This window comes from Pseudomonas sp. B21-015 (genome assembly GCF_024749285.1).
GTDB lineage: Bacteria > Pseudomonadota > Gammaproteobacteria > Pseudomonadales > Pseudomonadaceae > Aquipseudomonas.
The window spans coordinates 1,734,469-1,749,580 of sequence record NZ_CP087196.1 but is presented as its reverse complement, the minus strand read 5'-3'; the positions used below and the strand labels follow the sequence as shown (position 1 = coordinate 1,749,580).

The following is a 15,112-nucleotide window of genomic DNA, read 5'->3' as shown; positions in this document are numbered from 1 at the left end:
CCCCACCCTGTACGGCCCCTGAACGCACTCTGAACCTGAGCTGAATCAAATCGACTACGCTGCTTTGACGTTTTTTAATAAGGAGATTCAACCATGCGCGCATTCCTCGCCCTCGTGTTGCTGGCCTTGAGCGGTCTCAGCCAGGCCGCCATCAAGACTCAGGAAATTCCCTATCAAAGTGCCGACGGTACGAAGCTGATCAGCTATTACGCCTACGACGACGCCATTAAAGGCCCACGCCCGGGTGTGGTGGTGGTGCATGAATGGTGGGGCCTCAACGACTACGCCAAGCGTCGCGCCCGTGATCTGGCGGGTCTGGGTTACAGCGCGCTGGCGATCGACATGTTTGGCGACGGCAAGAACACCGAACACGCCAAGGACGCCATGGCCTTCATGCAAGCAGCCTTGAAGGACAGCGCAGCAGCCAGCGCGCGGTTTCAGGCCGGGCTCGATTTGCTGAAGAAACAGCCACAGACCGATCCGGCCAAACTGGCAGGCATCGGTTATTGCTTCGGCGGCAAGGTGGTGCTGGATGCTGCACGTCAGGGCTTGCCGCTGGCGGGCGTGGTGAGTTTCCACGGTGCACTGGCAACCAATACGCCGGCTGTGCCTGGCAGTGTGAAGGCGAAAATCCTGGTGGAGCATGGCGCGCTGGACAGCATGGTCACGGCGGATAACGTGGCGGCGTTCAAGGCGGAAATGGACAAGGCCGGTGCCGACTATAAATTTGTCAGCCTCGAAGGCGCCAAGCATGGGTTCAGCAATCCCGATGCGGATCGTCTGAGCCATGGCGACCACGGCGGGCCGGACATTGGTTACAACAAGGCCGCGGATGAGCAGTCGTGGGCGGACATGCAGGCGTTTCTCAAGAAGATCTTTGGCTGACACACCGACAGCATTGCTCCCTGTGGCGAGGGAGCTTGCTCCCGCTGGGCAGCGAAGCGCCCCCAAAACCTGCAACCGTATTTCGTCAGGTACAACGCGTTTGCCGCCTTTACCACTGCTTCGCAGCCGATCGGGAGCAAGCTCCCTCGCCACAAAAGCCCTCAGCCACTACCCAGCCTCAAGGCAACCCGGCAAAATGCCCGTCATGAATCCCGTCCCCGCCCTACCCGCCTGCTGCACCCCGCTCGACGCCCTTTGGCCGCTGCCGTTTGTGCTGCCCGATACAGTCCTGTTGGGGACTCACTTCGATCCCAAGCAACTGGCCAGCGATGATTTTCAGCGCAGTGCCATCGAGCCGCCCGCGAGCATCCAGCGTTCGGTGGCCAAGCGCCAGGCCGAGTTTCTCGCCGGACGGGTTTGCGCTCGGGCCGCGTTGCAACAACTGGAACGGCTGAGTTTCATTCCGGCCATTGGTGAGGACCGTGCACCGGTGTGGCCAGCGCATATCGCCGGTTCGATCACCCACAGCACCGGCCGGGCCGCGGCGATTGTCGCGAACAAGGCCCATTGGCGCGGTTTGGGGATGGATCTGGAAAACCTGCTCGACGCGGAACGGGCCGAACGCCTGGCCGGGGAAATTCTCACCGGGCCTGAGTTGCAGCGCATGGCTGTCGGGGCTCGCGATCAACTGGCAATGTGGGTGACGCTGACGTTTTCGGTGAAGGAAAGCCTGTTCAAGGCGCTCTACCCGATCGTCCAAAAGCGCTTCTACTTCGAACATGCCGAAGTGCTGGAGTGGAGCGAGGGTGGTGACGTGCGATTGCGGTTACTGACTGACCTGTCCAGTGAATGGCGTAGCGGCACTGAGCTGGACGCGCAATTTGCAGTGATGGATGGGCATTTGTTGAGTCTGGTCAGTATCAAGGCCTGAAGGCTTTCAGTGTTTGGGATGCCCCCATCGCGGGCAAGCCCGCTCCCACAGGTTATGTATCAGTCGAAAGAACACCAATAACCTGTGGGAGTCGGGCTTGCCCGCGATGGCGCCCTAAAGGACACCCTCAATCTCAACGCCGCTCCTGACTCCTCGGCCAGCTCAAACTGAAACAGGCCCCGCCCAGGCTTTTGCTCTTGCCGATCAATGCTCGCCCGTCATGCCAATGGATGATTCGCCGCACGATCGACAACCCCAACCCATGCCCACCCGAGGCGCGGGTGCGGCTGTCATCGAGGCGCAGGAACGGGGTGAAGATTTTCTCCCACGCCGTTTCCGGCACGCCCGGCCCGTCATCCTCGACATCCACCCGACAGCGCTGCTGCCCCACCTGATAACTGACGGTCACCCGTGACTGGGCGTGGCGCATCGCGTTGCTCACCAGGTTCTGCAACGCCCGGTGCAGGTAACGCGGCTCGGCTTCGACCCAGGCGCCGTCGCAATCGGCGGCCGACAGGCACAAGCCGCGCTGCACCGTGACCTCGGCGCGCAGTGGCGCCAGTTCCTCGATCACCTGGTGGACCAAGGCATCCAGATCGATCCGCTGGAAATTCAGCGCCGGCGAGCCTTGCTCCAGCCGCGCATAAGTGAGCATCTCATCGACCAGCCGATCGAGGTCCTCGATGTCGTGGTCCATCCCTTCGCGGTATTTCTCCAGCGCCTCAGGCGTGCTGGCCGAGCCGATCATCTCCAGGCCAAAGCGCAGCCGCGCCACCGGTGTGCGCAATTCATGGGACACGGCACGCACCAGTTCTCGCTGAATCGCCAACAATTGCTGCAAGTGCTCGGCCATGCCGTTGAACGCCGAGGCCAGGCGCCCCACCGAGTCGGCGCCGCGTGCCGGTACGCGGGTTTCCAGGCTGCCCTTGGCGATGCGTGTGGCGGCGGCTTCCAGCCCGCGCAAACGGCGCTCCAGTTGCCGTACCAACAGATAGACAATCAAACCGATCAGGCTCAGGCCCAGGGCCGCGATCAGCACCAGCCACTCGGGCGGGTAAGGATTCATCTGATACAGCGGGCCGATTTCCAGCACCCACGGCGTACCGACCATGCCGGCAAACACCCGGATCGAATCGCCGCCCTTGCCCAGCGCCATCACCGTGTCGCCTTCGGACACGCGGCGGCTCTGGTCTTCGTCCATGTCGGCCTGATCGACCGTGACCAGCCGCAGATCAAAGCCGAACCCCTTCTCTTCCTTTAACTGCGCCAGGCGCTTGGGCTGCTCGGCCACCGGGTAGCGCACCAGTTCATCGGCCAACAGGTAAATGGTAGCCCGCGCCAGTTGTTCGCTGATCTGCTGGACTTCCCCCGTGAGCACCAGTTGTTCCTTGTCGCTGACCAGGCGATAAACCTTCGCCGCATGCGGGCCGGTCTGCTCCACCAGTGCCTGGCCGCGCAGCACGCGGGTGCGCTGGGTCAGGTCGAGATCGGTCTGGGGGAACGTCTTCAGCGCCAGCGGAATCCCGAGCAAGCGCCCCCACACTAGCAAGGCCCGGTGGCGCTCGGTTTCGTTCATCGGTTGCAGATTGTCAGCCATCAGCGAGAACGTGCCGTGGGCAAGGCGCTCGCGGTACTGCTCGCTGCGCACCTGGTTAAGCAGGTGCAAGGCCAGCACACCGAGCACGGCTACCAGAATCAGCGCCGCGCACATGCCGCCATAAATGCGCAGGAAGATCGAGTTCACAGCGACAGGTCTGCGCAGGCTTCGGGAACGAACAGATAGCCTTTGCTGCGGATGGTTTTGATCAGCCGCGGATGCTCCGGGTCATCGCCGATCTTGGGGCGGATGCGCGAAATGCGCACGTCGATGGAACGGTCCTGGCCGTCATAACCGATTCCGCGCAACGCGGTGAAAATTTCTTCGCGAGACAGAATACGTCCGGCATTGGCCACCAGCAGCCAGAGCAAATCGAACTCGGCGCTGGTCAACTCGATGCCTTTGTCATGCAGCCAGGCCTCACGCAGCGCGTTGTCCACCACCAACGGGCCGAACTGTAGACGCCGTTGTTTTTCCGGAGCGGTTTCAGGGGTTTCACTGCGCCGTAACAAGGCCTGGATGCGCGCCAGCAGCAGACGTGGGCGAACCGGTTTGCAGACGTAGTCATCCGCGCCGAGGTCGAGGCCGAGGATTTGATCGGTGTCATCGGTGCGCGCGGTGAGCATCAGGATCGGGCCGTCATACTTGTCGCGAACCTTGCGGCAAATGCTTAGGCCATCTTCGCCAGGGAGCATCAGATCGAGGATCACCAGGTCCGGTTTCTCCTTGATGATGCGTGCCGCGGCAAGGGCGCCGTTGCCCTCGATCGACACACGCAGGCCATTGGCTTCGAGGTAGTCGCGGGTCAGTTCGGCCAGACGCTGGTCGTCCTCGACAATCAATACCTGCCAGACTTCTTGCTCCACGGTGACCTCTGCTTGCCAACATCACTTTAAAGGGAAGGATCCACCCGTCTTTTTGTAATGATTGGGGAGGATAAGAATGCATCTGCATTGGCCGATTGTATAAACGTCGCACGGCGGGAACACAAGCCGGTAAATACGTTCGGACACAACGGTTTTTTGTGATAGGGTTCGCGCCCTTAAAAATCCGGATGACTGTTTTCTGTCGCTGAAAATCAGTGAAAAACAGTCGGCTCCAGCCAGGTCGCGGCCTACACGCCTGTTCCCTCTTTCACACACAATTTACGCACAGGTTTATCCACAGGTAGTACATTGCAACACCCTCCAAAACGCATTATCTTGTACCTCGTCGCCAAAAAAACCCTACATGTAGGGTTTTATGCCAAAAACCAAACACAAACCGGACACCGATTTCAAGCGCTTTTATTGCCTCTTTCCGGTTGAACCAAACGTATTTTCGAAAGACCAAACCGCGCGTGCGGATGGCTACTGTTTTTAAGCCCGAAACGGCGATAACGGTACGGGTGTTGCAGTCATTTACTGCCGCCCAAAACGGAATTCGGTTTCAGGCCCAAGGCGTGACACCAAAGACTTCGGCATGGAAGCGGCGCCCAATAGCCCCTTCCTGATCTGTCCCGAAGTTGGTATGCCCGGCCCCCGCCGGTTGTAGTGCTTCAGGACAGAACGGTGGGCACCGTGATGGTGCCCAAACAAACATAGAGAATGTGGAGACAACCCCCCATGCAAACCGACACAACTCGCGAGAACCCGCAGGGCACCTTGCCGCAGGCCGCCGATTCGAATTCGGATCTGTCCGCCACCGCGCCTGGCCAGCTGCGCGTGATCAAGCGTAACGGGACTGTCGTTCCTTACACCGATGACAAAATCACCGTCGCCATCACCAAAGCGTTTCTTGCAGTTGAAGGCGGCACCGCTGCCGCTTCGTCGCGAATCCACGATACCGTTGCCCGCCTGACCGAACAGGTCACCGCGACCTTCAAGCGTCGCATGCCATCGGGCGGCACCATCCACATCGAAGAAATCCAGGACCAGGTCGAACTGGCCCTGATGCGTGCCGGCGAGCAGAAAGTGGCTCGCGACTACGTGATCTACCGTGACGGTCGTTCGAAAGAACGTGCAGCCCACGCACCGGCCGAAGAAGCGGTCAACGCTCACCCGTCGATCCGCATCACCCGCGCCGATGGCAGCCTTGCACCTCTGGACATGGGCCGCCTGAACACCATCGTCACCGAAGCGTGCGAAGGCCTGGAAGAAGTCGACGGCGACCTGATCCAGCGCGAAACCCTGAAAAACCTGTACGACGGCGTGGCCCTGACCGACGTCAACACCGCCCTGGTGATGACCGCCCGTACGCTGGTCGAGCGTGAGCCGAACTACTCGTTCGTGACCGCCCGCCTTTTGATGGACACCCTGCGTGCCGAAGGCCTGAACTTCCTGGGCGTCGCCGAGAGCGCGACCCACCACGAAATGGTCGACCTGTACGCCAAGGCGCTGCCGGCGTACATCGCCAAAGGTATCGAATTCGAATTGCTGAACCCGGTTCTGGCGTCCTTCGACCTGGAAAAACTCGGCAAGGCGATCAACCACGAGCGCGATCAGCAGTTCACCTACCTGGGCCTGCAAACCCTGTACGACCGTTACTTCATCCACAAGGACGGTATCCGCTTCGAACTGCCACAGATTTTCTTCATGCGCGTGGCCATGGGCCTGGCGATCGAAGAGAAGCAGAAAGAAGACCGTGCGATCGAGTTCTACAACCTGTTGTCGTCCTTCGACTACATGTCTTCGACTCCAACCCTGTTCAACGCCGGCACCCTGCGTCCACAGCTGTCGAGCTGCTACCTGACCACCGTGCCGGATGACCTTTCGGGCATCTACCACGCGATCCACGACAACGCCATGCTGTCCAAATTCGCGGGCGGCCTGGGCAACGACTGGACGCCGGTTCGTGCGCTGGGCTCGTACATCAAGGGCACCAACGGCAAATCCCAGGGCGTCGTGCCGTTCCTGAAAGTAGTGAACGACACCGCCGTCGCCGTTAACCAGGGTGGCAAGCGCAAAGGCGCTGTCTGTGCCTACCTGGAAACCTGGCACATGGACATCGAAGAGTTCATCGAACTGCGCAAGAACACCGGTGATGATCGCCGTCGTACCCACGACATGAACACCGCCAACTGGATCCCTGACCTGTTCATGAAGCGCGTCTTCGATGACGGCAAGTGGACCCTGTTCTCGCCGTCCGAAGTGCCGGACCTGCACGACCTGACCGGCAAGGCCTTCGAAGAGCGTTACGAGTACTACGAAGCCCTGTCCGAGTACCCAGGCAAGATCAAGCTGTTCAAGACCATCCAGGCCAAAGACCTGTGGCGCAAAATGCTGTCCATGCTGTTTGAAACCGGCCACCCATGGCTGACCTTCAAAGACCCGTGCAACCTGCGCAGCCCGCAGCAGCACGTGGGCGTGGTTCACAGCTCGAACCTGTGCACCGAGATCACCTTGAACACCAACAAGGACGAGATCGCCGTTTGCAACCTGGGCTCGATCAACCTGCCGAACCACATCGTCGACGGCAAGCTGGACACCGCCAAGCTGCAACGCACCGTGAACACCGCCGTTCGCATGCTCGATAACGTGATCGACATCAACTACTACTCGGTGCCACAAGCGAAGAACTCCAACTTCAAGCACCGTCCGGTCGGTCTGGGCATCATGGGCTTCCAGGACGCTTTGTACCTGCAGCACATCCCTTACGGTTCCGATGCTGCCGTCGAGTTCGCCGACAAGTCCATGGAAGCGGTCAGCTACTACGCGATCCAGGCGTCCTGCGACCTGGCTGACGAGCGTGGCTCGTACGAGACCTTCAACGGTTCGCTGTGGTCCAAAGGCATCCTGCCGCTGGATTCGCAACAGATCCTGATCGAGCAGCGTGGCCAGAAGTACATCGACGTTGACCTGAACGAAACCCTGGACTGGGCACCGGTTCGTGCCCGTGTACAGAAAGGCATTCGTAACTCCAACATCATGGCCATCGCACCGACCGCGACCATCGCCAACATCACTGGCGTGTCGCAGTCGATCGAACCGACCTACCAGAACCTCTATGTGAAATCGAACCTGTCGGGCGAGTTCACCGTGATCAACCCGTACCTGGTTCGCGACCTGAAGGCTCGCGGTCTGTGGGACGCGGTCATGATCAACGACCTGAAGTACTACGACGGTTCGGTGCAGCAGATCGAGCGCATCCCGCAAGAACTCAAAGAGCTCTACGCGACTGCGTTCGAAGTGGACACCAAGTGGATCGTCGACGCCGCCAGCCGTCGTCAGAAGTGGATCGACCAGGCTCAGTCCCTGAACCTGTACATCGCCGGCGCTTCGGGCAAGAAACTCGACGTGACCTACCGCATGGCTTGGTACCGTGGCCTGAAAACCACTTACTACCTCCGTGCCCTGGCCGCGACCAGCACCGAGAAGTCGACCATCAACACCGGTAAGCTGAACGCTGTTTCCAGCGGCGGCAACCACGGCGAAGATTCGGTTCTGGCAGCGCCTGCCGGTCCGGCGCCAGTGCCGAAGGCGTGCGCCATCGACGAGCCGGATTGCGAAGCTTGCCAGTAAGCTGAGCCGGTAGGCGCTCCACGGCGCTTACCTGAAACCCCCGATGAGCCTCTGGCTTGTCGGGGGTTTTCTTTTGCCTGCCTTTAAGGTCTTTTATCTTGATTCTGCAAGGCAAAAAAACCCCTCTTGCGAGGGGTTTCTTATGCAGCACTATCAAGCATCAGGTCATCTGAATGATGGTCTGCATGATGGTGCTCTGGGTGGAGATGGTCTTGGCGTTGGCCTGGTAGTTACTCTGGGCCTTGATCAAATCAACCAGCTCGTTGGTCAGGTTGACGTTGGACTCTTCCAGAGAGTTGGAAACCACCGAACCCAGGGTGCCGGTAGTCGGTGCATCGTAGCCCGGGATACCCGAAGCGAAGGTTTCCCTCCAGCTGGTGCCACCCACTGCCTGCAAGCCTTGTTCGTTGGTGAAGCTGGCCAGCGAGACCTGACCGATGGCCTTGTTCTGGCTGTTGCTGAAGTTGGCGAACAGGGTACCGGTATCGTCAATGGTCAGGTTGGTGATCTGGCCAGTGGCGTAACCATCCTGGGTCGGCAGCGAACGGGCGGTATCGGCGTTGTACTGGGTAGTATTCGTCATATCGATCGCTATACCCCCAGAGTTTGCAGCTGCGCCGTTTGCCGTCCACACGCCACTGGTAACAGTACCGGGAACCCATGCGCCAGCCCCGCTCCCCTTCATGGTAATCGTCGTGCCGCTGACGGTGAATGGGCTGGCAGCCGGTACAGTGATACCCGTCAGCGTGCCGCTGGAGTTGAATGTCATCGTCGCTGACGGCTGCGTCGCCGCAGAGTATGCGGTACCGTCAGGGTTACGCCCGTCGACCAGGGTGTAGGTCTGCCAGGTATTGGCCGCCGTCTTGACCATGTACTGATCCATGGTGTGCGCGTTGCCCTGGGTATCATAGATAGAGGTACTGAACGACTTGGTATACGTCGAAACGTCGGTCGGATCGAATGGGGAAGTAGCCTGATTGATATCTGTCGCAGTCGAATTCAGGTTGATCGTCGAACTGACCGCGGTAGTAGCCTTGGGCGAGAGGTTGGAGGTGTCGATCCGCAGGTCGGTCAACACACCGTTGACGATCTTGCCGTTGGAATCCACCCCATAACCTTGCAGGCGAGCGGTACCGTCGCTGTTGGTGATGTAACCATCCTTATCGGTCTTGAACGTACCAGCACGGGTATAGGTCAACGAACCGTTGTTACTCAGTACAAAAAAGCCCGAGCCCTGGATCCCCATGTCCAGCACGTTGCCGGTGTTGTTCACGTCGCCCTGGGTGAACTGCTGGGAAACGTTGGCCAGGCGCACGCCATTGCCGACGGTCTTGCTACCGGTGCCCAGTTTGGTCGCCGAGTAGACGTCTTCGAATTCTGCACGGGACGATTTGAAACCGGTGGTCGCGACGTTGGCGATGTTGTTGCCGGTCACGTCCAGTTGTTTGTTGGCGGCATAGAGACCGCTAAGGCCGATATTGAAAGACATATTCCACTCCTTTGTGCCGTGTTAGTCGGCTCTATATACCAATGGTTTCTACTTTGGACAGGGCAACGCTGCCCAGGCCTGCCAGGTTCAGCATCAACTCACCGCCGGTCTGGCTGATGGTCACGCTGTTAACCGTTGCCGGCAGGTAAGTAATCAGAGAGGTGCTGGTGTTGTCGATGGTGCTCGTCGCGCTGAAGGTGTAGGTGCCCGCCGTCGCCACGGCGCCCGCATCGTCCTTGCCGTCCCAGGTAAAGCTGGAATTGCCCGCACTCTGGCTGCCCAGATCGAGTGTGCGAACGGTTTCACCATCAGCGTTGTTGATTTTGATGGTGACCCCAGACACAGACGAGGGCACGACGACCGTACCGGTGAGACTCTTGGAGGTATCGACCACGGCGGTGTCGGTCTGCGCGATAACCGAACGGCCCACCAGCGAAGAAGCCTGCAAGGCTTGCGACGAGCTGTAGCTGCTGGCAAGGCTGGTGACCGTGTCGTTGAGCGTGGTAATGCCTTCCAGGCTGCTGAACTGCGCCAGCTGTGCCACGAACGCGGTGTTATCCTGAGGATCGAGCGGGTTCTGGTTCTTGAGCTGTGTCACCAGCAACTGCAGGAACGCGTCCTTGCCCAATGCCTGATTGCCCGTCGCGCTACTGGTCGCAGAAGACAGGCTATCGGTGGTGCTGCTGGTCTTGACCGAAGAGTTGGCCAGGATGTCAGTGAGGCTCAAACTACTGGTGGTATCGGTAACGCTCATGTGAATCGCCCCTTATCACTGACCGAGGGTCAGGACCTTCTGCATCATGGTTTTGGCGGTGTTCATCATTTCGGCGTTGGTCTGGAACGAACGGCTCGCGGAAATCATGTCGGCCATTTCTTCGACGACGTTGACGTTCGGGTAGTAGACGTAGCCCTTGGCATCAGCGGCCGGATGGTTCGGCTCGTAGCGCGCTTCAAGGTTGCTCTGGTCTTCGACCACGCCCAGCACTTGCACGCCTTGACCGGCCGCATCCTGGTTCTGGAACAGCGAATCACTGCCGCCGCTCTGACCGCCCTGGAACATGGTGGCGAACACCGGGTGACGGGCGCGGTAGGTCTGGTCGATGCTCGACGAAACGGTCTCGGCGTTGGCGATGTTACTGGCGACGGTGTTCAAGCGAGTGGTCTGGGCACTCATGCCGCTACCGGCAATGTTGAAAACACTGGATAGAGACATGGATTACTCTCCGCGCAGGGCTGACACCAGCCCTTTGAATTTACTGTTGAGCAGGGTGAAGCTGGCCTGGAAGTTGACCGCGTTCTCCGCGTAGTTCGATTGTTCCAGTTGAGCGTCCACGGTGTTCTGGTCGATCGACGGCTGCATCGGCGTGCGATACATCAGCGACTCGTCGCCATTGCCCAGACCTTCAGCTTCGATATGACGGCTATTGGTCATGTTCAAGGCGAACTTGCCGTTTTTGGTTTTCTCGTTTTGCTCGGCGAGCACTTTCGAGAAGTCCAGATCCCGAGCCTTGTAGTTCGGGGTGTCGGCGTTGGCGATGTTGTTGGCCAGGACTTCGGCGCGCTGAGCGCGAAAGCCCAGGGCTTGTTCGTGGATACCGAGCGCTTTATCGAAGCTGATGCTCATGTCGGGAAACCTTCGGGTGACCTGATTTTTCGTACGATGGACATAGCAAGCGGCGTGCCAATTCAAATATCCCCGTAAACCGGGGCTTTGCGGGTAAAGGCAAGGCGGCAATGCCAGAAAAGCGGCAACCGATTTCCGCCGCCTGCCGCTTTTCTGCCGCTTCTGAAGGGAAATACTTATCCCCCTGTGGAAGCGGGCTTGCTCGCGAATGCGGTATGTCAGTCAAAGCAGATGTCGACTGACACGACGCCTTCGCGAGCAAGCCCGCTCCCACACTGGATCGTGGTGATGTCCCAGGCATAAAAAAACGGGAGCCCCCTGAGGACTCCCGTTTTTTTATGCCGTCAACGAATCACTTCGCCTTGTAAATGATCCCCGGGCTGCACTGGACCATCTGATAATGATCCGGCAAACCGTTCAGCGCTTCGGACGCGCCAAGGAACAGATAACCGCCGGGCTTGAGCGTGCTGTGAATGCGCAACAGGATGTCTTTCTTCACCTCGGCGGAGAAGTAGATCAGTACGTTGCGGCAGAACACGATGTCGAACTTGCCCAGGCTCGCGTAGCTGTCCAGCAGGTTGAACGAGCGAAACTCCACCCGACTCTTTATCGGCGCCTTGATAACCCAGCGCCCCGGCCCTTTGGGGTCGAAGTAACGCTGAAGGCGCTCGGGCGACAGGCCGCGGCCGATGGCCAGGCTGTCGTACTCGCCGGTCTTGCAGTTGGTCAGCATGGTGCCGGACAGATCCGTGGCAACGATCTGCACCCCCGCCTTCAACTGGCCCATGTTGACTCGCTCGAACTCATCGATGGACATCGACAGCGAATACGGTTCCTGACCCGACGAACACGCCGCCGACCAGATCCTCAGGCGTTGACCGGGGCTTGCCTTGATCGCTTCAGGCAATACCTTGTTCTTCAAGACTTCAAACGGATAGGTGTCACGAAACCACAGGGTTTCGTTGGTGGTCATGGCATCCACCACCATCTCGCGCAAACCGCTGCGCGGTTGGGTCTGGATGCGCTGAACCAGCTCACTCAGCGATTTGATGCCCTGCTGTTCCATCAGTTTGTTGAGACGGCTCGAGACCAGGTATTGCTTGTTTTCACCAAGCAAAATGCCACAGGCTTTTTCCAGGAAGACCCGGAACTGTTCGAAATCCAAATTACCCGTAGACAATGATGCGGCCTCTTAAATCGTGTTGACCGCCAGGGGCAAAGCGCCCCTAGCTGATATCTGCTGCTTTGATCCGGTCGACCACCCGGGATGCCAAGTCATCAGGACGGAACTTGGCCAGGAAGTCATCGGCACCGACTTTCTTGACCATCGCCTGATTGAACACACCCGACAACGAAGTGTGCAGGATGATATGAAGCTTCTGCATGCGCGGGTCGGCGCGGATCTCGGCTGTCAGGGTGTACCCGTCCATTTCCGGCATCTCGATGTCGGAAATCATCATCAGGAACTCGTCTTCCGGCTTCTTGCCCTCGTCAGCCAGTTTGCGCAGGTAATCCAGCGCTTGCCGACCGTCGTTCAACGCCACCACTTCGACGCCGATCGTTTGCAGGCAACGGGATACCTGCTTGCGCGCCACCGACGAGTCATCGACCGTCAACACCCGCAAGGACAATGCCTTGTGCTGAGTCTCGACATCCACCACGCCCATCGAAATCGATTCCGGTGTCGGCGCCACTTCCGCCAGCACCTTCTCGACGTCGATGATTTCGACTAACTGATTGTCGACCCGAGTCACAGCGGTCAGGTAGTGATCGCGTCCCGTACCCTTGGGTGGCGGATGAATCTCCTCCCAGTTCATGTTGACGATGCGCTCCACCGATCGAACCAGGAAACCCTGGGTCTTGGTGTTGTACTCCGTGATGATCACGAAGGGATTGCTTTGATCCAGCAACCGACCGGAACCGGTCGCCATCGCCAGATCCAGAATCGGAATGGTCGCCCCCCGAATATTCGCCACACCGCACACGACAGGACTGGACTTGGGCATCAGGGTCAGCTTGGGGCATTGCAGCACCTCACGAACCTTGAATACGTTGATCCCATACAGCTGCTGGCCGTCGAGACGGAACAACAACAGCTCAAGGCGATTCTGCCCTACCAGTTGCGTGCGCTGGTTCACCGAATCCATTACACCAGCCATGCCCAGACTCCTACACCAACGCTAAGTGTGTTGCGACGCCCATTCATCACTAAACGGCACGGCGCTTGCTTTTTAACTCTTATGAACACAGAACCGACATTTTTCCGACGCCTGACATCAACCTGCCACAGATTGCTCTGTGCGATGTCGGCCGTTTGCCTGTTCAACGCTGGCAGCCCTGCCCTTGCTGATACGGTTACCTTGCCTGACATGCTTATCGGCGTCACTCAGGGCTTTCTTGAATTCACCGTAGAGGACTATCTGGCTACCAGTCAAACGCAAGGCCGCTACGAAATCCAAGTCAACCAGCTCGATCCGCGCCTGCGCATGCCCATGTGCGACAGGGAATTGACAGCCACCCTCGAGAGCCCGGCAAGGCCTCTGGGCCGGGTCACGGTCAAGGTTCGCTGCGAGGGCGCCTCGCCCTGGACAGTCTTCGTGCCCGCTCAAGTAAAGCTGTTTCGCGACATCGTGACCACCACTCGTCCGCTCAAGCGCACAGGGATTATCGAACCTCAGGACGTGACCCTGCGCGAGCGCGATATCAGCCTGATAAACCAGGGTTTTCTGACCTCTGTCGATGAGGCGATCGGACAAAGACTTACCCGACCAATGGTCGCCGATCAGATCATTACCCTGGTGCACCTCGAACAGGCGGAAGTGATTCGCAAGGGCGACCAGGTGGTGATTACTGCCCGCAGTGGTACGCTCAGTGTGCGCATGCCAGGTGAAGCGCTGTCCAACGGCGGTCTACGCGAACAGATTCGCGTGAAGAACCTTAACTCCCAGCGGGTCATCAAGGCGCAAGTCACCGCGCCCGGTCAGGTAGAGGTTTCTATGTGAGCGACCATGCAGGGCTCTCTGTTCGTGAAGATGTGGCGCTGACCATAGCTGTTGCCTAAACTGTGCCGCATGCAGGACGCGCGCTGGCGCATGCAAGCTCATTGATAAATGGGCCTAAAGTTTTTCGGGGAATCGCCGAAAACATGGCAAGCGTCCAAATTCCCAGAGGTTTTTTTATCATGGTCATCGATTTCAGTCGTTTAAACAGCTCCTCGTCACTTACGGGCAGTACGCGTACCAGCACCGCGAAGGAAACCGTCGAAGCCGGCCAATCCACGCCGCTGAATACCCCGGCCGAACAGGCCAGTACCACCAAAAGCGGGGAATCGGTACACCTCAGTGATGAGGCTCAACAGTTGCAGAAGGTCACTGACAAGCTGCGCGATCAGCCTGCCGTCGACAACGCCCGCGTGGCCGAGTTGAAAGCAGCGATTGCCGATGGCAGCTATAAAGTCGACAGCAACCGTGTAGCCAGCAAACTGCTCAACTTCGAAGCCCAGCGCTAGGCCACGGCCCGCGCCAGGCTTTTGGACGCTTAAAACCCAAGGCCAGCCATGCACGACACTCATTTACTGCAATTGATCATCGACGACTTTGCCCCGGCACAACAACTGCTGGAGCTCCTGCAAACCGAGTCCCTCGCCTTGCACGGGCGCGACATGCCACTGCTCGAAGAAATTCTGGCGCATAAACAGGCATTGATCATTTTGCTCGAACAGCATGGCCGCAAGCGCAGTGAAATCCTCGCCAGCCTCAACCTGCCAACCAACCGCCAGGGCCTGGAGCAACTCGCCAGCCAGTCGAGCATTGGCGAACGGTTGCTGGGACAGAGCGACGTGCTGACCGACCTCCTGGCCCAGTGCCAGGCCGCCAATGCCAACAATGGCCAGTCGATTCTGGTGCAGCAGGCCGCCACGGCCAACCAGTTGAAAATCCTCACCGGCGGCGAGCCGCCAGCGCTCTACGATGCCCGCGGATCAACCTCCAAGCTCGCCAAGCCACGCCCGCTCAGTCAGGCTTGAGCCTTTCAATGAGCACGCCCTATCAAGACGCGAAACATGCTGGCAGAATGCCAGCCAGTAGTC

Annotated in this window: 14 protein-coding genes; 6 read left to right on the top strand and 8 right to left on the bottom strand. The window is 58.9% G+C overall.

Annotated features, from left to right (window positions below; all coding sequences use genetic code 11):
- Window positions 1-93: 93 nt before the first annotated feature.
- Window positions 94-885 carry a dienelactone hydrolase family protein gene (locus LOY38_RS07910; protein WP_258699524.1) on the top strand — a complete coding sequence of 264 codons (792 nt, stop codon included), beginning with the start codon at window positions 94-96 and terminating at the stop codon, window positions 883-885.
- Window positions 886-1,090: 205 nt separating this feature from the next.
- The gene (locus tag LOY38_RS07905) at window positions 1,091-1,816 is read left to right on the top strand and encodes a 4'-phosphopantetheinyl transferase (protein WP_258699523.1); all 726 of its coding nucleotides are present in this window, start codon (window positions 1,091-1,093) and stop codon (window positions 1,814-1,816) included.
- 133 nt (window positions 1,817-1,949) lie between these two features.
- Here the strand turns inward: LOY38_RS07905 and LOY38_RS07900 are convergent, their stop codons facing one another.
- Together LOY38_RS07900 and LOY38_RS07895 are read right to left on the bottom strand one after the other, a co-directional pair.
- Complete coding sequence (locus LOY38_RS07900; RefSeq protein WP_258699522.1) at window positions 1,950-3,560, bottom strand: ATP-binding protein; 1,611 nt, start codon at window positions 3,558-3,560, stop codon at window positions 1,950-1,952.
- Window positions 3,557-4,279, bottom strand: a complete 723-nt coding sequence (locus LOY38_RS07895) for a response regulator (RefSeq protein ID WP_095051649.1) — start codon at window positions 4,277-4,279, stop codon at window positions 3,557-3,559. The genes LOY38_RS07900 and LOY38_RS07895 overlap by 4 nt, the downstream gene beginning before the upstream one ends.
- Before the next feature lie 738 nt (window positions 4,280-5,017).
- Between LOY38_RS07895 and LOY38_RS07890 the strand changes: the two genes are divergently transcribed.
- Window positions 5,018-7,912: a ribonucleoside-diphosphate reductase subunit alpha gene (locus LOY38_RS07890; RefSeq protein ID WP_258699521.1), complete on the top strand. Its 2,895-nt coding sequence runs from the start codon at window positions 5,018-5,020 to the stop codon at window positions 7,910-7,912.
- Window positions 7,913-8,072: 160 nt separating this feature from the next.
- Here the strand turns inward: LOY38_RS07890 and flgE are convergent, their stop codons facing one another.
- The 6 genes from flgE to LOY38_RS07855 all read right to left on the bottom strand — a co-directional run bounded on the left by flgE (window position 8,073) and on the right by LOY38_RS07855 (window position 13,184).
- Window positions 8,073-9,401 carry a flagellar hook protein FlgE gene (flgE, locus tag LOY38_RS07885; protein ID WP_258699520.1) on the bottom strand — a complete coding sequence of 443 codons (1,329 nt, stop codon included), beginning with the start codon at window positions 9,399-9,401 and terminating at the stop codon, window positions 8,073-8,075.
- A 31-nt stretch (window positions 9,402-9,432) separates the two neighbouring features.
- Window positions 9,433-10,155, bottom strand: a complete 723-nt coding sequence (gene flgD / locus LOY38_RS07880) for a flagellar hook assembly protein FlgD (protein WP_258699519.1) — start codon at window positions 10,153-10,155, stop codon at window positions 9,433-9,435.
- Between the two features lie 15 nt (window positions 10,156-10,170).
- On the bottom strand, window positions 10,171-10,614 hold the full coding sequence (gene flgC, locus LOY38_RS07875) for a flagellar basal body rod protein FlgC (protein WP_007937507.1): 444 nt from the start codon (window positions 10,612-10,614) through the stop codon (window positions 10,171-10,173).
- A 3-nt stretch (window positions 10,615-10,617) separates the two neighbouring features.
- Window positions 10,618-11,025, bottom strand: coding sequence for a flagellar basal body rod protein FlgB (gene flgB / locus LOY38_RS07870; protein ID WP_007899124.1), 408 nt, complete (start codon window positions 11,023-11,025; stop codon window positions 10,618-10,620).
- 352 nt (window positions 11,026-11,377) lie between these two features.
- Window positions 11,378-12,205, bottom strand: coding sequence for a protein-glutamate O-methyltransferase CheR (gene cheR / locus LOY38_RS07860; RefSeq protein ID WP_258699518.1), 828 nt, complete (start codon window positions 12,203-12,205; stop codon window positions 11,378-11,380).
- Between the two features lie 46 nt (window positions 12,206-12,251).
- Window positions 12,252-13,184, bottom strand: a complete 933-nt coding sequence (locus LOY38_RS07855; protein WP_258699517.1) for a chemotaxis protein CheV — start codon at window positions 13,182-13,184, stop codon at window positions 12,252-12,254.
- Window positions 13,185-13,265: 81 nt separating this feature from the next.
- On the opposite strand from LOY38_RS07855, the gene flgA reads away from it, so the two are divergent.
- The 3 genes from flgA (at window position 13,266) to LOY38_RS07840 (ending at window position 15,049) form a co-directional block, all read left to right on the top strand.
- Window positions 13,266-14,027, top strand: coding sequence for a flagellar basal body P-ring formation chaperone FlgA (flgA, locus tag LOY38_RS07850; RefSeq protein WP_258699516.1), 762 nt, complete (start codon window positions 13,266-13,268; stop codon window positions 14,025-14,027).
- A gap of 179 nt (window positions 14,028-14,206) precedes the next feature.
- Window positions 14,207-14,533, top strand: a complete 327-nt coding sequence (gene flgM / locus LOY38_RS07845) for a flagellar biosynthesis anti-sigma factor FlgM (protein ID WP_258699515.1) — start codon at window positions 14,207-14,209, stop codon at window positions 14,531-14,533.
- Window positions 14,534-14,581: 48 nt separating this feature from the next.
- Window positions 14,582-15,049 (top strand): flagella synthesis protein FlgN, encoded by a 468-nt coding sequence (locus LOY38_RS07840; protein ID WP_018926324.1) that lies wholly within the window; start codon window positions 14,582-14,584, stop codon window positions 15,047-15,049.
- Window positions 15,050-15,112: the final 63 nt, after the last annotated feature.

Excerpts from the sequence above, each read along its gene's own strand:
- flgD (WP_258699519.1), bottom strand. The coding sequence starts at position 10,155 with ATGAGCGTTACCGATACCACCAGTAGTTTGAGCCTCACTGACATCCTG.
- flgM (WP_258699515.1), top strand. The coding sequence starts at position 14,207 with ATGGTCATCGATTTCAGTCGTTTAAACAGCTCCTCGTCACTTACGGGC.
- LOY38_RS07840 (WP_018926324.1), top strand. The coding sequence starts at position 14,582 with ATGCACGACACTCATTTACTGCAATTGATCATCGACGACTTTGCCCCG.
- flgC (WP_007937507.1), bottom strand. The coding sequence starts at position 10,614 with ATGTCTCTATCCAGTGTTTTCAACATTGCCGGTAGCGGCATGAGTGCC.
- flgB (WP_007899124.1), bottom strand. The coding sequence starts at position 11,025 with ATGAGCATCAGCTTCGATAAAGCGCTCGGTATCCACGAACAAGCCCTG.
- LOY38_RS07910 (WP_258699524.1), top strand. The coding sequence starts at position 94 with ATGCGCGCATTCCTCGCCCTCGTGTTGCTGGCCTTGAGCGGTCTCAGC.
- flgE (WP_258699520.1), bottom strand. The coding sequence starts at position 9,401 with ATGTCTTTCAATATCGGCCTTAGCGGTCTCTATGCCGCCAACAAACAA.
- LOY38_RS07855 (WP_258699517.1), bottom strand. The coding sequence starts at position 13,184 with ATGGCTGGTGTAATGGATTCGGTGAACCAGCGCACGCAACTGGTAGGG.
- LOY38_RS07890 (WP_258699521.1), top strand. The coding sequence starts at position 5,018 with ATGCAAACCGACACAACTCGCGAGAACCCGCAGGGCACCTTGCCGCAG.
- LOY38_RS07905 (WP_258699523.1), top strand. The coding sequence starts at position 1,091 with ATGAATCCCGTCCCCGCCCTACCCGCCTGCTGCACCCCGCTCGACGCC.
- flgA (WP_258699516.1), top strand. The coding sequence starts at position 13,266 with ATGAACACAGAACCGACATTTTTCCGACGCCTGACATCAACCTGCCAC.